General features: G+C 67.9%; 15 protein-coding genes. 3 read left to right on the top strand and 12 right to left on the bottom strand.

Features of this window, described 5'->3' with window-relative positions; translation table 11 throughout:
* Window positions 1-7 precede the first annotated feature (7 nt).
* Window positions 8-664 (bottom strand): cation transporter, encoded by a 657-nt coding sequence (locus V7778_RS10480; protein ID WP_335554916.1) that lies wholly within the window; start codon window positions 662-664, stop codon window positions 8-10.
* A 52-nt stretch (window positions 665-716) separates the two neighbouring features.
* Window positions 717-1,283 carry a dCTP deaminase gene (gene dcd, locus V7778_RS10485; protein WP_335554918.1) on the bottom strand — a complete coding sequence of 189 codons (567 nt, stop codon included), beginning with the start codon at window positions 1,281-1,283 and terminating at the stop codon, window positions 717-719.
* Between the two features lie 136 nt (window positions 1,284-1,419).
* On the opposite strand from dcd, the gene V7778_RS10490 reads away from it, so the two are divergent.
* A complete protein-coding gene (locus tag V7778_RS10490) occupies window positions 1,420-1,674 on the top strand; it encodes a hypothetical protein (RefSeq protein WP_335554920.1) in 255 nt (84 codons plus the stop codon).
* Between the two features lie 14 nt (window positions 1,675-1,688).
* Here V7778_RS10490 and V7778_RS10495 read toward each other — a convergent pair whose 3' ends face one another.
* The 3 genes from V7778_RS10495 to V7778_RS10505 form a co-directional block, all read right to left on the bottom strand.
* Window positions 1,689-2,522, bottom strand: coding sequence for an alpha/beta hydrolase (locus tag V7778_RS10495; protein ID WP_335554922.1), 834 nt, complete (start codon window positions 2,520-2,522; stop codon window positions 1,689-1,691).
* A gap of 77 nt (window positions 2,523-2,599) precedes the next feature.
* On the bottom strand, window positions 2,600-3,466 hold the full coding sequence (locus tag V7778_RS10500) for a dioxygenase family protein (RefSeq protein WP_335554924.1): 867 nt from the start codon (window positions 3,464-3,466) through the stop codon (window positions 2,600-2,602).
* 21 nt (window positions 3,467-3,487) lie between these two features.
* Window positions 3,488-3,955, bottom strand: coding sequence for a Spy/CpxP family protein refolding chaperone (locus V7778_RS10505; protein WP_335554925.1), 468 nt, complete (start codon window positions 3,953-3,955; stop codon window positions 3,488-3,490).
* Window positions 3,956-4,088: 133 nt separating this feature from the next.
* On the opposite strand from V7778_RS10505, the gene V7778_RS10510 reads away from it, so the two are divergent.
* Window positions 4,089-4,775 (top strand): response regulator transcription factor, encoded by a 687-nt coding sequence (locus V7778_RS10510; protein ID WP_335554927.1) that lies wholly within the window; start codon window positions 4,089-4,091, stop codon window positions 4,773-4,775.
* 1 nt (window position 4,776) lies between these two features.
* Window positions 4,777-6,180, top strand: a complete 1,404-nt coding sequence (locus V7778_RS10515) for a sensor histidine kinase (RefSeq protein ID WP_335554929.1) — start codon at window positions 4,777-4,779, stop codon at window positions 6,178-6,180.
* Between the two features lie 48 nt (window positions 6,181-6,228).
* On the opposite strand, the gene V7778_RS10520 is transcribed toward V7778_RS10515, so the two are convergent.
* The 7 genes from V7778_RS10520 to V7778_RS10550 form a co-directional block, all read right to left on the bottom strand.
* On the bottom strand, window positions 6,229-8,580 hold the full coding sequence (locus tag V7778_RS10520) for a DNA internalization-related competence protein ComEC/Rec2 (protein ID WP_335554931.1): 2,352 nt from the start codon (window positions 8,578-8,580) through the stop codon (window positions 6,229-6,231).
* Window positions 8,581-8,696: 116 nt separating this feature from the next.
* Window positions 8,697-10,397, bottom strand: coding sequence for a T6SS immunity protein Tli4 family protein (locus V7778_RS10525; protein ID WP_335554933.1), 1,701 nt, complete (start codon window positions 10,395-10,397; stop codon window positions 8,697-8,699).
* Between the two features lie 20 nt (window positions 10,398-10,417).
* The gene (locus V7778_RS10530) at window positions 10,418-12,121 is read right to left on the bottom strand and encodes an esterase/lipase family protein (protein ID WP_335554935.1); all 1,704 of its coding nucleotides are present in this window, start codon (window positions 12,119-12,121) and stop codon (window positions 10,418-10,420) included.
* Window positions 12,118-15,009: a type VI secretion system Vgr family protein gene (locus V7778_RS10535; protein WP_335554936.1), complete on the bottom strand. Its 2,892-nt coding sequence runs from the start codon at window positions 15,007-15,009 to the stop codon at window positions 12,118-12,120. The genes V7778_RS10530 and V7778_RS10535 overlap by 4 nt, the downstream gene beginning before the upstream one ends.
* A gap of 133 nt (window positions 15,010-15,142) precedes the next feature.
* Complete coding sequence (locus V7778_RS10540; protein ID WP_335554938.1) at window positions 15,143-15,946, bottom strand: TatD family hydrolase; 804 nt, start codon at window positions 15,944-15,946, stop codon at window positions 15,143-15,145.
* Window positions 15,947-16,642: a lipoprotein-releasing ABC transporter ATP-binding protein LolD gene (gene lolD, locus V7778_RS10545; RefSeq protein ID WP_335554940.1), complete on the bottom strand. Its 696-nt coding sequence runs from the start codon at window positions 16,640-16,642 to the stop codon at window positions 15,947-15,949.
* Window positions 16,635-17,900 (bottom strand): lipoprotein-releasing ABC transporter permease subunit, encoded by a 1,266-nt coding sequence (locus V7778_RS10550; protein WP_335554942.1) that lies wholly within the window; start codon window positions 17,898-17,900, stop codon window positions 16,635-16,637. Before V7778_RS10550 ends, lolD begins: the two co-directional genes overlap by 8 nt.
* Window positions 17,901-17,934: the final 34 nt, after the last annotated feature.

The following is a 17,934-nucleotide window of genomic DNA, read 5'->3' on the forward strand; positions in this document are numbered from 1 at the left end:
ACAGACCCTAGCGGCGCTTGAGTTCCACGCTGGAAGCGGCCGGCCGGGGCACGACCCGCAGCTCGCCCAGCGCCTGGGTGATCACGCTGCGTGCCGCCGACAGGCCAAGCAGGCCCATCACGGCCGCCACCAGCAGGTCGGGCACGCCGCTGCCGGCCTGCCACACCCCCAGCGCGGCCAGCAGCACGGCCAGGTTGCCGATGGCGTCGTTGCGGGTACACAGCCAGACCGAGCGCATGTTGGCGTCGCCATTGCGGTAGGCGAACAGCAAGGCGCCGACCAGGCAGTTGGCCGCGAGCGCGGCCAGGCCGATGGCGGCCATGGTGTGGGCTTCGGGAACGGTGCCGGAGCGCAGGTGCCAGAAGGTCGTCCCCAGCACGAACAGGCCGTAGCCGCCCATGGTCGCGCCCTTGACCAGGGCGGTGCGCGAGCGCCAGACCGGCGCCAGCGCGAGCACGAAGAGCGAAATGCCGTAATTGGCCGCGTCGCCTAGGAAGTCGACGGCGTCGGCCAGCAGCGAGACCGAGCCGGCGGTCCAGCCGCCCGCCAGTTCGACGACGAACATCAGGGCATTGACCCACAGCGCGATCCAGAGGATGCGCCGGTAGCGCGGGTCGATCGGCGGCTTGCCGGAGGAGCAGCCGCCATCACAGCAGTCGGACATGCGGTTTCCCGTCAAATATGATCCGGTGATCGAGCAACCCGCCGAAGCTGAATCAGGTCTTCGGCAGGGTCACGCCATGCTGGCCCTGGTACTTGCCGCCGCGGTCCTTGTACGAGGTCTCGCAGACTTCGTCGCTCTCGAAGAACAGCACCTGGGCGCAGCCTTCGCCGGCGTAGATCTTGGCGGGCAGCGGCGTGGTGTTCGAGAATTCCAGGGTCACATAGCCTTCCCACTCGGGCTCGAAGGGGGTGACGTTGACGATGATACCGCAGCGGGCGTAAGTCGACTTGCCCAGGCAGACAGTCAGCACGTTGCGCGGAATGCGGAAGTATTCGATGGTGCGGGCCAGCGCGAAGGAATTCGGCGGGATGATGCAGACATCGCTCTTGACGTCGACAAAGGAGTTGGAATCGAAGTTCTTCGGGTCCACGATGGTGCTGTTGATGTTCGTGAACACCTTGAACTCGTCGGCGCAGCGGATGTCGTAGCCGTACGAAGACGTGCCCCACGAGATGATCTTGCGGCCGTCCGACTCGCGCACCTGCTGCGGCGAGAAGGGTTCGATCATGCCGGTTTCCTCCGCCATGCGGCGGATCCATTTGTCGCTCTTAATAGTCATCGTGGTGTTTCCAAAACAGGAAGAAAATCCTGCAATTTTAATCTAAATATCCGACACGGTCGCCTGTCAGTACAGACGGTATTGCCGCAATGGCAATTTGTGCGTACGATGGGATTTTCTGACCATGGAGGTGGAGATGCACATCGCAACGAAAGCCCTGCTGGCGGCAGGCGCACTGGCACTCGCGGGCTGCGCCCTGCCGCCCGCCAGCGAGGAACCGGTGGAAGTGGCCGCAGGCGCGGAAAGCAGCGGCACCAACCACAACCAGCTGACCGGCTCGCGCATTCCGAATCCCAAGACCACCGACCGCGTGGTCCGCTCGGTGGGCCAGCAAGCCTTCCGCAGCTCGATGGACAACCAGGCCCGCCCGCTCAACGCGCCGGGCGAATAAGCGTTGGGGCCGGCTCAGCCGGCCTGCACCAGCTGCTCCGTCCTCGCCTGCGCCTGCTGCCCCAGCAGGCGGGCGATCATGTCCTGCGTCAGGCGCGCGGTCGCTTCCGGCTTTTCCATCGGATACAGGTGGCTCCCCTGGATCATCACCAGGTTCTCGCCCACCAGCTTGCGCGTGGGCGCCAGGCTGGCCTGGCGCAGCTCTTCGGAATCGGTCCCCGCGATGAAGCCTACCGGCACCGGAAAAGGCTCGCGGATGATCTCCCCCATGTGGTGCGGGAGGCTGTTATAGATCGCCGATTCGACCTCGCGCTGAAAGCGCAGGGCCACGCCTTCCGAATGCGGCGCCAGGCCGTGGTCGAGGTAGTCGTCCAGCGCCCCCGGGGCCCAGGCCTGGAACATCGGTTTCGAAGCGAAATGCTCGTACGCGGCCTGGCGGTCCGGCCACAGGTGGCGGCGTTTTTCCGAGAACTGGGCCGGCGAGAAGCGCGAGCCCAGGCCGAGGCCCTTGACCGCGCGCCACACCAAGGCGCGCCAGCCCGCCACCACGGGCGAATCCAGCATCACCACGCAGCGCGCCAGCTCGGGACGGCGCTTGGCGGCCATCGCGCACAGCATGCCGCCCAGCGAGTGGCCGACCAGGATCGCCGGCCGGCCATAACTTTCCAGCTGGACGATCAGCTCGTCCACCAGGCCGGGCCAGCCGTCGCTGACCGGATAGCGCGGGTCGTGGCCGTGCATGTCGAGGGTGCGCACCTCGTAGTGCTGGCGCAGCGCTTCGAGCATGCGGTTATAGGAACCGGCCGGATAGCTGTTGCCGTGGGCGAAATGTAGGAGCGGTTTGGACATGGTCGCGGGGACGGTGGTGGAACAAGCCAGGCCATTCTAATAGCACACCCGTTCTACCGCGGCCCCACGCAGCTTGTTTAGAGGGAAACGCCTACTGTCAGGGTCACCACATAGCCCTGGACGGCATTGCCGCTGACGCTCGCCATCTGCAGGCTGAAGCCGTCGCTGAACACCATGTCGCTCCCATAGCTCACGCGCGCCAGGTTGGCGGCGCTGCTGCCGTAGCCGCTCGCCGCATAGGCCTCGTTCAGGGTCGCCATCGGAAAGGTGAACTGCGAGGTCCTGATCTTGCCGGCCGCGCTGCCCGCCTTGGCCAGGCTCGGATACACCTCGAAGTGCACGTGCGGCACGCGGCCGTCGTAGCAGCCCGGAAAGATCGTCGTGAAGCTGAGATTCCCCTGGCTGTCCGCCTCCTGCACGCCGCGCAGGTAGTTCTCGTTCACGATGCCGTTCGAGTACATCGAGTAGCCGCCCTCGCGGGTGCAGTGCCAGAGGTAGACCGCGGCGCCCGCCGCCGGCGCGCAGCCGGCCGCCACGTTGACGAGCTGCAGGCGGATCGTCAGCGGAATGCCCTCGGCCACGCCGGCGGCGCCGGCCACGCTGGCGCGGATGTCGCCGCGCACGATGCCCGACAAGGCCAGCGCATTGGCCACGCCGCTGGCGTTGCGGTTGCTGCCGTCGCCGGGATAGGGCCCGGCGGTTTCCTCGGGGATCACGGTGCAGGCCACGGTGGTGCCGCCTGTGGTGGATCCGGTCCCTGTGCCGGTCGAGGTGGAAGTGGTAATGCCGTAGTTGCCGTCGGCGCCGCTGCCGCCGCAGCCGGCAACTGGCAGGCTGGCGGCACCTAGAAGCAGCCAGCGTAGCGACTGCCGGCGGCTGGCGGGCCGGGACAGCATGGTATCGAGGTCGGCGCGAAGGCCTTGGTGATGGTCGTGGTCGTGCATGGCGGGTCCTATCGGTTTGGCTTACTGAGGGTCCTGGCCGGGCTGGCGGCGCGGCTCCGGACGCCGTGGTCCACGCTCCAGCCGGGCGCGCTGCTCGGGCGTCAGCACCGCCCTCACCTGGCTGTCGGTGCGCAGGCGCAGCAGTTCCTGGTCAGAAATTGCCTGGCCCAAGGCCTGGGCATGCTTACCCGCCTTGGCCGCATCGACCTGGGGCGCGCCGGCGAGCTCGCGCAGCGCCTCGCGCGCCTTGCGCTCGGCCTTGTCGAGTTCGCGGCGCTTGGGCGCGGCCTCGTGCAGGATGGCGAACACGCGGTCCTGCTGGGCCTCGCTCAGGTCCAGCCCTGCCAGGTGCGGAGGGCCGCCGTGGCGCGCATGCGCCATGCGCCCTTCCATGGGCGGGCCGTCGCGGCCGGGATGGGCCAGCGCGGCCGGGGCGGCGATCAGGCAGGCGGCCCATGCCGCGGCCAATTGCAGGGAAAAGGTGTTCATGGTGGCTCCTCGTGTGGTTCAGTGCCGCCATTCTGTTGCGCCGCCACGTAAAGCGCGGACAAGCCATGTAAAAGCGCGTAAATCTTCCCTTTAGACAACAGGACAGGAGCGTGCGGTTTGCTATCCTTGCACCATGAATCACGTATTGCTCATCGACGATGACGTCGAACTGGTCGGCATGTTCGCGGAATACCTCGAACAGGAGGGTTTCGGGGTGTCCTGCGTCCACAACGGCGAAGACGGCGTGCGCGAAGCACTGTCCGGCCTGCATGCCATCGTCATCCTGGACGTCATGATGCCGGGCATGAGCGGTATCGAGGCCCTGCGCCGGATCCGCGCCGCCAGCCGCATTCCGGTCCTGATGCTGACCGCGCGCGGCGACGACGCCGACCGCATCCTGGGCCTGGAGCTGGGCGCCGACGACTACGTCGCCAAGCCCTGCACCCCGCGCGAGCTGACCGCGCGGGTGCGCGCCATCCTGCGCCGCACCCATGCTCAAAACGACAACAGCCCCGGTGTCGTGATCAGCGTCGGCAAGCTCACCATGCTGCCCGAGCAGCGCCGCGCCACCTGGGACGGCGCGTTGCTCGACCTCACCAGCACCGAATTCAACCTGCTCGAAGTCCTGGCCCGCAACGCCGGGCGCCCGGTCAGCAAGAACGAACTGTCCGAACAAGGCCTGGGCCGGCCGCTGGCGCGCTTCGACCGCAACATCGACGTCCACCTGAGCAGCCTGCGCCATAAGCTCGGCCCCCTGTCGGACGGCCGCTCCTGCCTGCAGACGATCTACCGGCAGGGTTACCAGCTGATCCGGGAGTAGCATGGGCAGGTTGTTCTGGAAGTTCTTCCTCTCGATCCTGCTGGCCCAGGTCGCGGCCACGATCGGCATCGGCGGCGCCTTCTGGCTGCGCGACCAGGCGCGCCAGCGCCAGGCCCCGGTGCTCGACACCGGCCCGCCGGCCGCCATCGCCCTCGACGCCGCGGCCGCGACCCTCAAGCACGGCGGCATGAGCGCCCTGCAGGGCATGCTGGCGGAGATGCGCAGGCCGCAGGTGTTCGTGCTGGACGCGCGCCACAAGGACATCCTGGGACGCGCCGTGCCGGACGAGCTGGTCCGGGAAGCGGAACGCAGCCTGCGCGAGGGCGGCCCCGTGCGCGGCGCACGCCAGCTGGTGGCGAGCGACGGCAGCCGCTACCTGGCGCTGGTCTCGCGCCGCTTCGGCCCGCCGCAGCAAGGCGTCCGCGGGCGCGGCGGGCCGGTGCCCGGCATGGAGCCCGGCTGGGGGCGGCGCGTCGGGCAGGCGGCCGGCATCATTGCCGCGGTCCTGGCCAGCCTGCTGTTCGCCGCCCTCCTCGCCTTGTACTTTTCGCGCCGCATCCGCGCGCTGCGCAGCGCCTTCGATGCGGCGGCGGCCGGCGACCTGGCGCCGCGCTTCACTGCCAGGCCGGCCGGAGGCGACGAGCTGAGCGACCTGGGTCGCGACTTCGACCGCATGAGCGGCCAGCTGCGCATGCTGATGGACGGCCAGCGCCGCCTGCTGCACGACGTCTCGCACGAGCTGCGCTCGCCCCTGGCGCGCCTGCAGGCGGCGGTGGGACTGGCGCACCAGCAGCCCGAGAAGATCGCCTCCTCGCTGGAACGGATCGAGCGCGAGAGCATCCGCATGGACAGGCTGGTCGGCGAACTGCTGACCCTGTCGCGCCTGGAAGCCTCGAGCGGCATCGCCCGGCGCGAAGCGGTCGACCTGACCGAACTGGTGGACGCCATCGCCGCGGACGCGCGCTTCGAAGCCGGCCAGGCCGATCCCGACGCGACACCGCGCATCATCGTGGAGGCCGAGGGCTGTGTCAGCGTTAGCGGCGATCCGGACCTGCTGTGGAGCGCGCTGGAGAACGTCATTCGCAACGCCGTCAAGTATGGCGCGGCCGGCGGCGCGGTACATATCACGGTGGCCGCCGTCCGCGGCGGCGCACGCGTCGATGTACTCGACCGCGGCCCCGGCATCGCGCCGGCGGAGCTGCCTCATGTCTTCGAGCCCTTTTATCGTGCCAGTCATGGCGCCAACCCGGCCGGCGCCAGCGTCGATGGGCACGGCCTCGGCCTGGCGATCGCCCAGCGCGTGGTGCACGCGCACGGCGGCGCGATCACGGCGGCGAACCGCACGGATGGCGGGCTGCAGGTGACGATCAGCTTGCCCGCGGCGGAACCGGCGAGTACGCCGTAGACACGCATGATTGCGCAGAAATGGTAGCGGTCGCGGCATGGCTGGCGCCTAGCGGCCGTGCCAGTAGCGCGCAGCCGTCCGGCGCTGTTCGCCGACCTCCAGCGTCCGGCCGAAATGCAGGCTCACCGCCCCCGACTCATCGGTGCGCAGGCGGCGGATGCCCAGTTCGCCATAGCGCGCATACACCTCCTTCTTTGGATGCCGGTAGCGGTTGCGGTAGCCGACCTGGAACACGCCCAGGCTCGGCTTCACCGCTTCCAGGAAGGCGGTGGTGGACGAGGTGCCGCTGCCGTGGTGTGGCGCGAGCAGCACGTCGGCGTGCAAGGCCTGCGGCACGCGGCGCAGCAGCTCGTTTTCCTGGGCCGCTTCGATATCCGCCGCCAGCAGGATCGCCCGTCCCCCCGCACTGATGCGCAGGACGCAGCTGCGGGCATTGGCCTTGAGTCCAGGATCGCCGTAGCTGGCGGGGTTCGGCCCGAGCATCTCGAACAGCACGCCATCCCAGCGCCACCCCTGGCCGGCGCCGCAGCGCGTACGGCGGACGGCGCCGCGCAGCGCCGGATGCGCAGGCGGCAGCGAGGACAGGACCTCGGCTACCGGCAGGGTGGACAGCAGGTCGGCGGCGCCGCCCGAGTGATCGAGATCGCTGTGCGAGACCACCAGCGTGTCCAGCCGTGCGATGCCCCGCCCTCGCAGATAGGGCAGGATCACGCGGGTGGCGCCGTTGGCGCCGGGCGCGTACTGGGGGCCGGTATCGTAGAGCAGGCGATGACGCTGCGTCTCGACCAGCAGCGCCATGCCCTGGCCGACGTCGAAGACCGTGACGCTGAATGTGTTCGGCGGCGGCGCCGAGGGCAACTGGGCCAGTAGCGGGCTCCATGCGGCCAGGCCCGCCCAGCGGTGCGGCCACCCGCGCGGCGCCAGCAGCCACGCGGTGCCCGTGAGCGCCAGCACCAGCATCCACGCATCAGGTGCGGGGGCGCTCCATACGGCCAGCCGCGGGGCGGCCAGCCAGCCCAGGATGGCGGCCAGCAGCTCGACGGCGGCGTGCGCAGAGCCCAGTACCGCGCCGGCCAACGGCGCCGGCAGCACGCTGCCGAGCAGCGCGAGCGGCGTGACGAACAGGCTGATCACCGGAATGGCCAGCGCGTTGGCCAGCGGGCCGACGAGCGAGACCTGCCCGAACAGCAGCAAGGTGAGCGGCACCAGGCCCACCGTGACGGCCCATTGGGTGCGCGCGGCCACCAGCAGGCTGCCGCGCCATCCCCGCTGGGGCCGCCCAATCCGGCCGGCGCTGGCATACAGGATGGCCGCCACGGCGCCGTACGAGAGCCAGAAGCCTGGCCACAGCATGGCCCAGGGGTCAAACAGCAGCACCACGCCGAGCGCCAGGCACAGGACTTGGGAGGCCGCCGTGATCCGCCCCAGCCAGAGCGCGAGGGCGACAACGGCCAGCATGGTGAAGGTGCGCTGGGCAGGGACGCCGAAACCGGCCAGCAGCACATAAAGCAGCGCCACCGAGGCGCCGGCCAGCGCGGCGACTTTCTGCGCGGGCAAGACCAGCGGCAACTGGGCGGCGGTGAAGAAAGAACGCCGCCACAGGAAGGAGGCCGTCCATGCCGCCAGGCCGGCGAGCATGGTGATGTGCAAGCCGGAGATCGAGACCAGGTGGCTGATGCCGGTGCGGTTGAACACGTCCCAGTCGGATTGGGCTATGCCGCGCTGGTCGCCGATCACGAGGGCGACGATCACGCCCGCGTAGGGCTCGTCCGCCAGGATGCCGGTGATCCGGTCGCGCAGCCGGGCCCGTGTGCGCTCGACCAGGTTGCGCGGGCCAGGCGCCCATGGGTCGAGGCGGCGGTTGTCCGGTCCCGCCGGGCGGACATAGCCGGTGGCGCGCACGCCCTGCTCCAGCAGCCAGGCTTCGTAGTCGAATCCATGGGGATTCGCGTTGCCGTGCGGACGCTGGAGGCGCACGACCAGGCGCCAGCGCTCGCCGGGCTGGACCAGGCTCGGGTCGGAGGCCTGCTGGCCGTACCACGACAGGGCGACGCGCCGGGGCAGCGCCACCCCGGGTGTGTCGACCTGCTCGATCCGGAACTGGAAGCGGGCACCGCCGTCGAAGCGGTGTGGGAGGCTGTCGATGGTGCCGACGATGGCCAGGTCGCGGCCCTCGTCGGCTTTGCTCAGGCTCTGCGACAGCGCGAGCTGCGCCATCGATGCCGCCCACAGGAAGCCCAACAGGCTGCCGACAAGAAGATGGCGGCATGCGCCGCGGAGGAGGGCCACTGCACCTGTGGCGACCAGCAGGCAGAGCAGGAGGCTGCTTTGGTCCGGCAAGGTCGGCCTGGTTTGCAGGAACCAGGTCCCGCCCAGGAATGCAAGAATGGCAGTGCGCATCGGCTTGTTCTCGCACATCGTCCTCGTTACAGGTGTCCGGCTTCGGCGATTCCGGCAACGATTGGAGCCGCATCCTGCCTGCTTCCCCGCTGTTGCCCAGTGAGCTGCAATCCTGCCTAGGATGATCCGGTTGAAGGAACACCCGGCGACACGGCCCCCGCACGGAGAGCGTCGGCTTCGGAGCCCGACTCCGCAAGGCGGAGCAGTTGCCAGGCGCTACGGCGATGGATGAGTTCGGGATGGCCCGCTCCGCGGCCGTGCCCCTGGGGACGGAAGGTCGCCGCCGGCAGCACGCTGCCCGCGGCGAACCAACGGGTCCCATCGAGTGCGTGGCTGTCTTCGCAGCGCCACCAGCCGCTTGCCGGACACGCTGCGCCCGTCTTCGCGATGCTGCCGATGGGCGCCTCGATGCTTGCACCAGGTGTCGCTGCGGCCGGCACGACGCCCCGATCTACGCCGGGCAATGCGTGCGCAAGCCCGGCTGGAGGCGGGATGCGAGCGCTGCTTCGCTTGTCTGCGAGTGTCCACAATGTGGGATTGCGGGTTTCGTAGCTGGGCTGCATGCCGCGCAGCCGCTGCCACAATGTCGCCGGCGGAAGCAGCAGCGCCTGCGGCATGCGCTGTCCCTTCTTGAGGAACTGACGTTCACCACCAAATACGCCGACCCCATTGCCGCCGTCGCCACACTGCCACCACCCTGTCTCCGGGCAAATCTCGCCTGCGAGCGAACTGGTGCCAAGCGCGACCGGCAGTGGCGCCGACTGGGCACCCTTCGCGGAAGCACTAGGGCGTATCCGAATGCTGCTCGACATACGCTCCCACAGTTCCAGCAAAACCTCCTCGGACAGGGACGACTGGACGGGTTTGCCTCCGCTGACCGGGTTGGTTCCCGCTCCCAGTTCCAATGTCAGCAAAGGCGCAAGGATGTCGTCCTCATTTCCCGCCATCTCCCATTGGAAGTCATAGCCCGTCGTGAAGTTGGTCTCGCGTATCCGCAACAGCAATTCTTCACCCGGCAGGCCATTGATCGTACGCGAGCGCTCCCGCAGGTTCGTAAAGGCCAGGCGCATGAAAAGCGGCTCCCGCTCCGCCGCAGCCGCATTGCGCGCCAACAGGCCGGGCGCGGGCGCGGTACCGGCCATTGTGGAGAGGACGATACTGACGTCGGGATGGCCCAGGAAGCCGGCGAACATGACGGCACTCTCGCCTTCAGGGTCCGGATAGGGATCACGGACGATCGCATGATCGAGGCAAAAGCCGGATTCCGCAGGAATCTCCCCCGTCGCCAGCGGCCGGATACGTCCGAGTAACCGGGCCAGTTCGGCGCCGCTATCGAAGTCCATTCCCTCGGCGCTGGCTGTGATGCTCAAGCCCGGGAAACGGAGCATGCCACGCACGCTCACGCTTTCGGTCATGACAATGCGGTCATTCTCCAGCGTTTTGCCGCGGCGCCGGCTATGTACAAACACCTTCCCTCGACCCGGGCCAAACGCAAGCACCTTGCTGGACTCAAGGCTGGGACGACCATTCTCCTTACGGGCCGAGGAGACCTCAGCCTCGAACTGACGGAGACGCGTTGCAAATTCCTCGTCCGTTTCGTGGGTAGACGTCGATATATCATATCCGCTCACGAACCCCCGATCGATATTGAGTGCAGCTCCCGCAGGGATATCCAATAGGAAGCGTCCCACACATACAGTCTTCATCTTGCTCATCATATTCGCCACTTTCCGCTGATCCTGCACGGTCTGTACCGAATTAGCGAAATAGGAGACCAGCGTCAGCCCCAACGCCATCAGTACACCTACGACTCGCATCCGCCGGCCCGCAAGCCGAATCATTTGACTTCCTGCACAATCTTTACGATGAGATGCCGCGTCAACAGCAGCATGTCCTCATGTTGATAGCTGTCTTGGTGTCTGAATCCTCCAGGAGCGAAGATCTGACGTACATGTGCTTGCGGGCCTGCGCCAGACTGCACAGGAACCGTTTCATCCCCATGAGCATCTTGGGGCCAGATCGAAAAGCGAAGGCGCGGACCGTTCGCGATATTAATCTCGCGCGCCCCGTCCGAATCCGTCTCGACGTGCTGGCCTGAGCGGATATTTGCCGGTGTCAATGCAGTGCTGGTACTGGCTGGCTCGCGCGCTACCCATCTGATCTGGCCATAGGATCGTAAGGCGGCATCTGCACCGTAGAACGCGTAGGTATGGGGATGGTAGTAGGGTTTGTTCTTATCGCCGGAACCGGAATCAACAAGGACGTTGGTATGGAAATGTTCTGCGATATCAATCGCAGCGAGAACGATGCCTTCGACCGCGTCTTTGTGCTTCCTATAACGGCGTGCCGGATCAGCCAGTCCCGGATCAATCATCCGATACCAGGATTTCATATCACGATAGAAGTCATAGGGATTGCCGTCAGGGAGCGCGAGCAAATCGCGTACTTCCTCCTTCCGGTTGACGGTGCGAACGGTTTTGATCTGTAGCCAGGGTCTGGGGTAGAGCTGATTCGGCAACAGCTGCAGTATGCCGGGCGAGCATGCCATGACCGGCGTGGTGTCCGCCGCTGATTTCCCCGCGATGAGGGCAAAAGCATCCGCCTTGATGTTGTCCCCCAAGGTGTTCGTAAAGTGCCCGCCCTCGGTGCCGCAGGCTATCCGCCGATACGCCACCGGCGCCCCCAGTGCAGGCATCACGCCGTGGATAATGCCGGCAATATCGGAAGCTGCCCCCTGCTTTGGCTCGCTCAACCGGGCGCAGGCGCGCGCCACCAGTCCACCCATCGAATGGGTCACGATAATGACGTGCTGGCATTCGTGCTTCCGCTCTGTCCAGAACTTCTTGATCTGGTCTATCCTGGCGCGCAGGCGCTGGCCCGACACCTCGCAGGATTCGAGCCAGTTATAGCCGAAGGCATACACGGGATACTGGTAGGCCGCATATTTCTCCAGCTCCGCCTCCGTCACTTTCTGAATGCTTCGAACGCCCCAGCGTTGCGGTTCGACCTGCATGACGCGTTTCCAGTACGGACGGACCTCCCGTTCACCGCCCGGTCCTCGCCGATAGGTCTTGTCCAGCCGTCGTTGCAAGTCGATCAGGAGACCGCCGTAGGAGGCGGCATGCACCTCGCCCCAGCCGCGCTTGCGCATTTCAGACTCGTCCAGCATCGAGCCCGAATAGGCGAGTTCACCATCAGGGTCGACCTCAAGGATGGAGGGATCGAGAATCCGCTGCCGCTGCGCAGGCGTACGCTTGGACCATTTGCGAACCTCGCTGCCGCCATCGATCAGCCCGTTAGGAGGCCGCCACGCGGACTCCCCCGGCTTGAGTGCGGCTCCGGGCTCAGGTTTCAAGTCTTTCCGCGCCCGCAGGTTCGAACCCATGATCCCCGGCACAAAAATCACGGGAATCACCTTGCGCGACCCCACCGTCACGCGCGCCCTTACCTTGAAGGCGGTGGGCGTGGCAACCGTATGCGCCACCAAGCTACCGTCGGCTTCGACTCTCGGCTGGTGGATGGGGCGGGTCGGCTCGCTCATGCCTTTCCCGCTGCCGGTGGACTGGGAGCGTCATCCGGGGCGTCATCCGGGGCGTCATCCGGCAGGAGGCGTATTTCGATGTCGCCCATGGCATAGGTGTGCAGGATGCTGGTGCGCCCTTCGTCGTCGGTAACGCCTTCGATGGTGGTGCCGTCCTCGTGGCGGGCGATGTAGCGCCGGCCCTTGGCGGGCATGCTGGTCTGGCGGTCGATCACGACCACCCGCTCGTCGGTCTCGAGCGCCGTCTCCGGCAGCTTCAGCCCGTCCGGTTCTGCGGTGCCTCCGGCCAGGTAGTCGACGCCGCCCGACTTGACCACGTGCTTGCCGCTGCTCTGGTGGGTGATGGCGCCGCCGTCCCAGTCGGTCTGCGCGCCCTGCGACACCACCTTGACCGCCGGCGCCTCGAGCTCGATGCCCTTGGCGGCGATCAGGCGCAGGTGGCCGGAGGATTTGATCTCGATGTCGCCCTTGTCGGTCTGGACCACGATATTGCCCCGCCCCGCGATCAGCCGCAGGCCGAGTTCGTAGGCAAACAGGTTGAGGGCGCGGGCGGCCCGCAGGAACAGGCTGCGCCCGGCCGCCACTTCGATGTCGCCGGCCGACACCAGGTCGATCTTGTGCTGGGCGCCGAGGGCGATGCTGTCCTCGGTGGCCAGCATGACGCCGGCGGGCGCCGTCACCGCGGCCACCGGCTGGCCGCCCTTTCCGGACGCCGGGGCGACGTTCGAGCCCTCGTGCCAGCGGCGCAGCTTGTCGACCAGCTCGGCCAGGCGCGGCTTGGCGTGTTCGTACTCGCCATGTTCCGCCGCCAGCCTACCGAGCTCCTCCAGCACCCCCTGCATCACCTCGCCGATGCCGACCAGGCCACCACGCTCGAGCTGTCCGCCGCCATCGTCTTGCTTGCCGCCGGCGCTGATCAGGACGCCCCCGCCGCCGCGCACGGCCACCGCCTTGTCGCTGCGCAGCTCGGCGCCTTCGCCGCGCGGCGCCCCCCGGCCATTGGCGCGCGGTTCGCCGAGCCAGCCGAGATTGAGTTCGGATGCGCCATGCTCGCTGGCCAGCTGCACACCGATTTCCCCCGGCGTGTCGTCGAACAGCAGCTGGCCCCCGCGGGTGCCGCCCACCTCGTGGCTGCGCATGCCGGACAGGTAGCGGTTGCCCGGCAGCTCGCCCAGGCGGCTCAGGGCCGGCGGCCGGGACCGTCCGTTGAACAGCTGGGACAGGACAATGGGCCGATCCGGGTCGCCGCCGAGGAAAGCGACCAGCACCTCGCTGCCCACCCGCGGCAGGCCCAGCGTGCCGGACTGCTGCTTGCTGCCCGGGCCGCCGCCCGCCCAGTTCGAGGCGACCCGCACCCAGGCCGAATCGGCCGGGGTGTCCGAGGCGCCGGCGCCGTGGGCGTGGCGGTGGTCTTGCGGGCGCATGCCCGGGAAGCGGATCTTGATCCGGCCCAGGGCGTCGCAATGCACTTCCTCGCCAGGCGGGCCGGTCACGATGGCGCTTTGCAGCTGCGGATGCGGCAGGTCGACACGCGGATCGAAAGACGGCACCAGCGGGATGCCGCGCCGCACCGCATCGAAGCTGACGCGCACGCGCGCGCCCGCCATCAGGCCGGCCAGGGTGTCGCCGCGCTCGCCAGTAAGGGCGGGGGCGCCATCGCCGCGGTAGGGTCCCATCAGGCGGCGCACGCGCGCCGCCACGTCGGCCGGCAGGTTGTTCTCGGCCTCGATGCGCAATGTGGTGACGACGAAGTCGCGTTCTGCAGCCGGGTGGGTGTCGATCTCGGGGTGGTCCAGGAGCGTGAAATACTCGCCGGCGCGCAGGTCGCGCACCGAGCCCGCGCCGTGGAAGCACTTGGTGTCGAATTCGTGCCGGTTCATGCGCACCTGGCCCAGGCGCCAGTGGTCCTCGACGTCGTTGCCGGCGTGCGGAATCTCGACCACGTAGTCGTCCAGGCTCGCCGCCAGCTCGTTGCCGCTGCGCCCCTGGTCCGCCATGCTGCGCGCCGAGGCGGTCATGAACTGGGTGCCGATCGGGTTGCGGTAGTCCCAGCTGTGGCGTGTCGTGCTGCCCGGCTGCAGGCGCCGCGCGGCGCACCAGGAATCGATGCTGTCGCGCTCCTCGGTGGCGTCGTTGCGGTGGTAACGCACGCTGCCGGCGCTGCTGCGCGGCAGGGAGTTGGGGTCGGCGAACAGCACCAGGGTGTGCGACGGTACGGCGTCGCGTTCGGCATCGAGGCCATCCTCCTGCGCCCTCCCGGGACGCGTCCTGCCGGAGCGGCCCGGCCGGAAGGTCCACGCCACCCCGCGCCGCTTCAGCAGACGCCGCACGAAAGCGGCGTCGGATTCGTTGTGCTGCATGGTCTGCTCGCGCGGCGGAAACTGGCGCAGGTCGACCAGCGGATCGAGCTCGTAGTCGAAGGCGCTGGCCATCACGCCATTGGACTGGCTCCATTCCTCGAACAGCAGCTGGACGATGTCGAGTTCGCTCTGGTAGCGGAACACCCGGCTGTTGATGCGCTTTTCCATGATGGCCAGGGCATCGCGGATCACCAGCTGGTAGACCGCCAGGCCGCCGTCGTAGTCGCCGGCGCGCGCCTCGGCCACGATGCCGCACACGCCGCGCAGCTGGCCGCGGTCGGTCACCAGCTGCACTTCGGCCGGCAGGGCGATGAGTTCCTTGAGCGGCAGGCGCGGCGTGCTTGCCACGCAGGTGACCACATACTCCAGGCCGCCGCAGACCGACTCGCTGCCGCTGACGCGCTGCGGCAGCAGGACTTCGTCGGCAAGGTGGTCGGCATGTCCGAGCCGCAGGCGGATCGGCCGGTGGGCGGTCGTCAGCGACTTCTCATGCTGCAGCATGCGCAGGAATTCGCTCGCGCTGTCCACGTGTCTCTCCTGTCGGGGATGGCCGCTGTCGCAGCGAAGTCATCATCTTGACAGAGGGGCACCTGGCGGAGCTTGCTCGCGATCATGGGTAACAGGCTGAACTTCCCTGTCTTGACGTGGTCGGCGGCTGGTATTAGAGGGTGATGAGCGAATGCAGCCGGGGCATTGCCGCCAGGGCGTTGCGGTGGGTTGCGAGCCGGATTTCCATCTCGTCCAGCCCGCGCAATGCGGCCAGGGTAGCGCCGATGCGCGGCAGCTCGCCGGGGCTGTTGCGCCCCGGGTGGATCCAGGCGGGAGCGATGTCGGGTGCGTCGGTCTCGAGCACGATCGCCTCGAGCGGCAGCTCGGACGCCAGTCGGCGGATCTGGAGCGCGCGGGTGAAGGTCATGGCGCCGCCGAAGCCCAGGTGAAAGCCCAGGTCGATGAAGTTCTGCGCCTGCTGGAAGCTGCCGTTGAAGGCGTGCGCAATGCCGCCCGGCGGGGTGATTCTCCGCAGGTGCTTGAGCACCTGGTCTTGCGAGCGGCGCACGTGCATCAGGGCCGGCAGCCCGAAGTCGCGCGCGATGCGCAGCTGCTCGCGAAAATAACGTTCCTGCTTGGCGCGCATGTCCGGTTCGCACAGCATTGGAATGAAGAAATCCAGCCCGATCTCGCCCACCCCGACGAAGCGCGGATCGTCCAGCGCGGCTTCCACCGCCGCGCGCAGCGCGACGAGGTCCTCGTCCGCCGCCTGGGGCACGAAGATCGGATGGATGCCGAGCGCATAGCAGGCGTTCGGGATGCGCGCCGCGAGATCGGCGACGGCGGCGAAATTACCGCGGTCGACGGCCACCAGCACGATCATCGACACCCCTGCTTCCCCGGCTTCGCGCGCGATGTCGACCGCTGCGCCGCCGAATTCATGCGCATCCAGGTGGCAGTGGGTGTCGATCCACATTCAGGGCTCCAGCGGCTGCAGGCCGTGCTCGGTCAGGCGCAGCATGCGGTCGCAGCGGCGCGCCAGTTCCATGTCATGGGTGACGATCACGAAGGCGGTGCCGAGGGTGCGCGAGAGTTCCAGCATCAGGTCGAAGATGTTCTGGGCCGTGCTGTGGTCCAGGTTGCCGGTCGGCTCATCGGCCAGCACGCAGGCCGGCTGCGTGACGAGGGCGCGCGCCAGCGCCACCCGCTGGCGTTCGCCGCCTGACAGCTCGCCGGGACGGTGGATCACGCGCTTGCCCAGCCCCACGCGCTCGAGGATCGCCTGGGCCTTGGCCAAGGCCGCGTCGCGCTTTTCGCGCCGGATCAGGAGCGGCATCATGACGTTGTCGAGCGCCGAGAATTCCGGCAGCAGGTGGTGGAACTGGTAGACGAAGCCGAGCGAGGAATTGCGCACGTCGCCGCGCCGCGCTTCCGACAGCGTGGCGAAGTCTTCGCCCAGCAGGGTCACGGCGCCGGTGCTGGGCGTGTCGAGGCCGCCCAGCAGGTGCAGCAGGGTCGACTTGCCCGAGCCCGAGGCCCCGACAATGGCCACGCGCTCGCCCCGATGGACGGCGAAGTCGATGTCTTTCAACACCTGCACGGTGTAGTCGCCCTGCTTGAAGGTCTTGCCGAGGCCACGGCAAGCCAGGACCGGTGCTCCGTGGTTATTCATAGCGCAGCGCCTCCGCAGGTTTCACGCGCGCGGCCGAGCGGCTCGGGTAGAGGGTGGCGGCGAAGGCCAGCAGCACCGAGACCACGCCGATGCGGGCCACGTCCGGCCAGCGCAATTCCGACGGCACGGTACTGATCAGGTAGATATCTTTCGACAAGAACTGCACTCCCAGCAGGTTTTCAATAAAGGGGACGATGACGTCGATGTTCAGGGCTACCAGCACGCCCAGCAGCACGCCGGCGGCGGTGCCGAGCAGGCCGATCACTGCGCCCTGGATCATGAAGATCTTCTGGATCGAGGCGGGCGAGGCCCCGAGCGTGCGCAGGATCGCGATGTCGGCCTGCTTGTCGGTCACCGTCATCACCAGGCTCGACACCAGGTTGAAGGCGGCCACCGCGATGATCAGGGTCAGCACGATGAACATCATCTTCTTTTCGGTCTGCACCGCGGCGAACCAGTTGGCGTTGAGCTTGGACCAGTCGCGCATCACGACGCCGGCCGGCAAATACGCCTTGAGCTCCTCGGCCACCTGGGGCGCATCGCGCACCTGGTCGATGCGCAGGCGCAGGCCGGCGGGCGCGCCCAGGCGCTCCATGCGCTGGGCGTCCTCGACGTGCACGAAGGAGAAGGAGGCGTCGAAGTCCGGGTGGCCGGACTTGAAGATGCCGACCACGGTGAACGAGCGGGTGCGCGGCAGCATGCCGGCCGGAGTGGTCTGGGCCTGGGCCAGCAGCATGGTCAGCTTGTCGCCCACGCCCACGTTCAGCGAGCGCGCCAGCAGGTCGCCCAGCACGATGTTGAACCGGCCCGGTTGCAGGTCCTCGAAGCGGCCCTGCACGATCTGGCGCGCCACATCGGACACCTTTTCCTCCTCGCCGGGCAGCACGCCGCGGATGGCCGAGGGGCGCATGGCGCCGTCGCGCAGCAGCATGGCCTGGGTCTCGACGAAGGGCGCGGCGCCGCGCACCGCCGGGTGCTTGCCGGCCTGCCGGGCAGCCTCGCGCCAGTTGGGCATGCCGCCGTCCTGGCCGAACACCTCGACGTGGGCCAGCACCGACAGCATGCGGTCGGTGACGTCCTTCTGGAAGCCGTTCATCACCGACAGCACGATGATCAGGGCCGCCACGCCGAGCGCGATGCCGGTCACGGAGATCAGCGAGATGAAGGAGATGAAGCTGTCGCGGCCGCTGCGCTTGCCGGCGCGGGTGTAGCGCAGGCCGACCAGCCATTCATAGGGCAGTGTCTGGATGATGCTCATGTGTTCCTGTGTTTCTCATTACTTCCCACACCAA

The sequence above is a fragment of the Massilia sp. DD77 genome (genome assembly GCF_036961685.1).
In the GTDB taxonomy this organism is placed as follows: domain Bacteria; phylum Pseudomonadota; class Gammaproteobacteria; order Burkholderiales; family Burkholderiaceae_D; genus Telluria.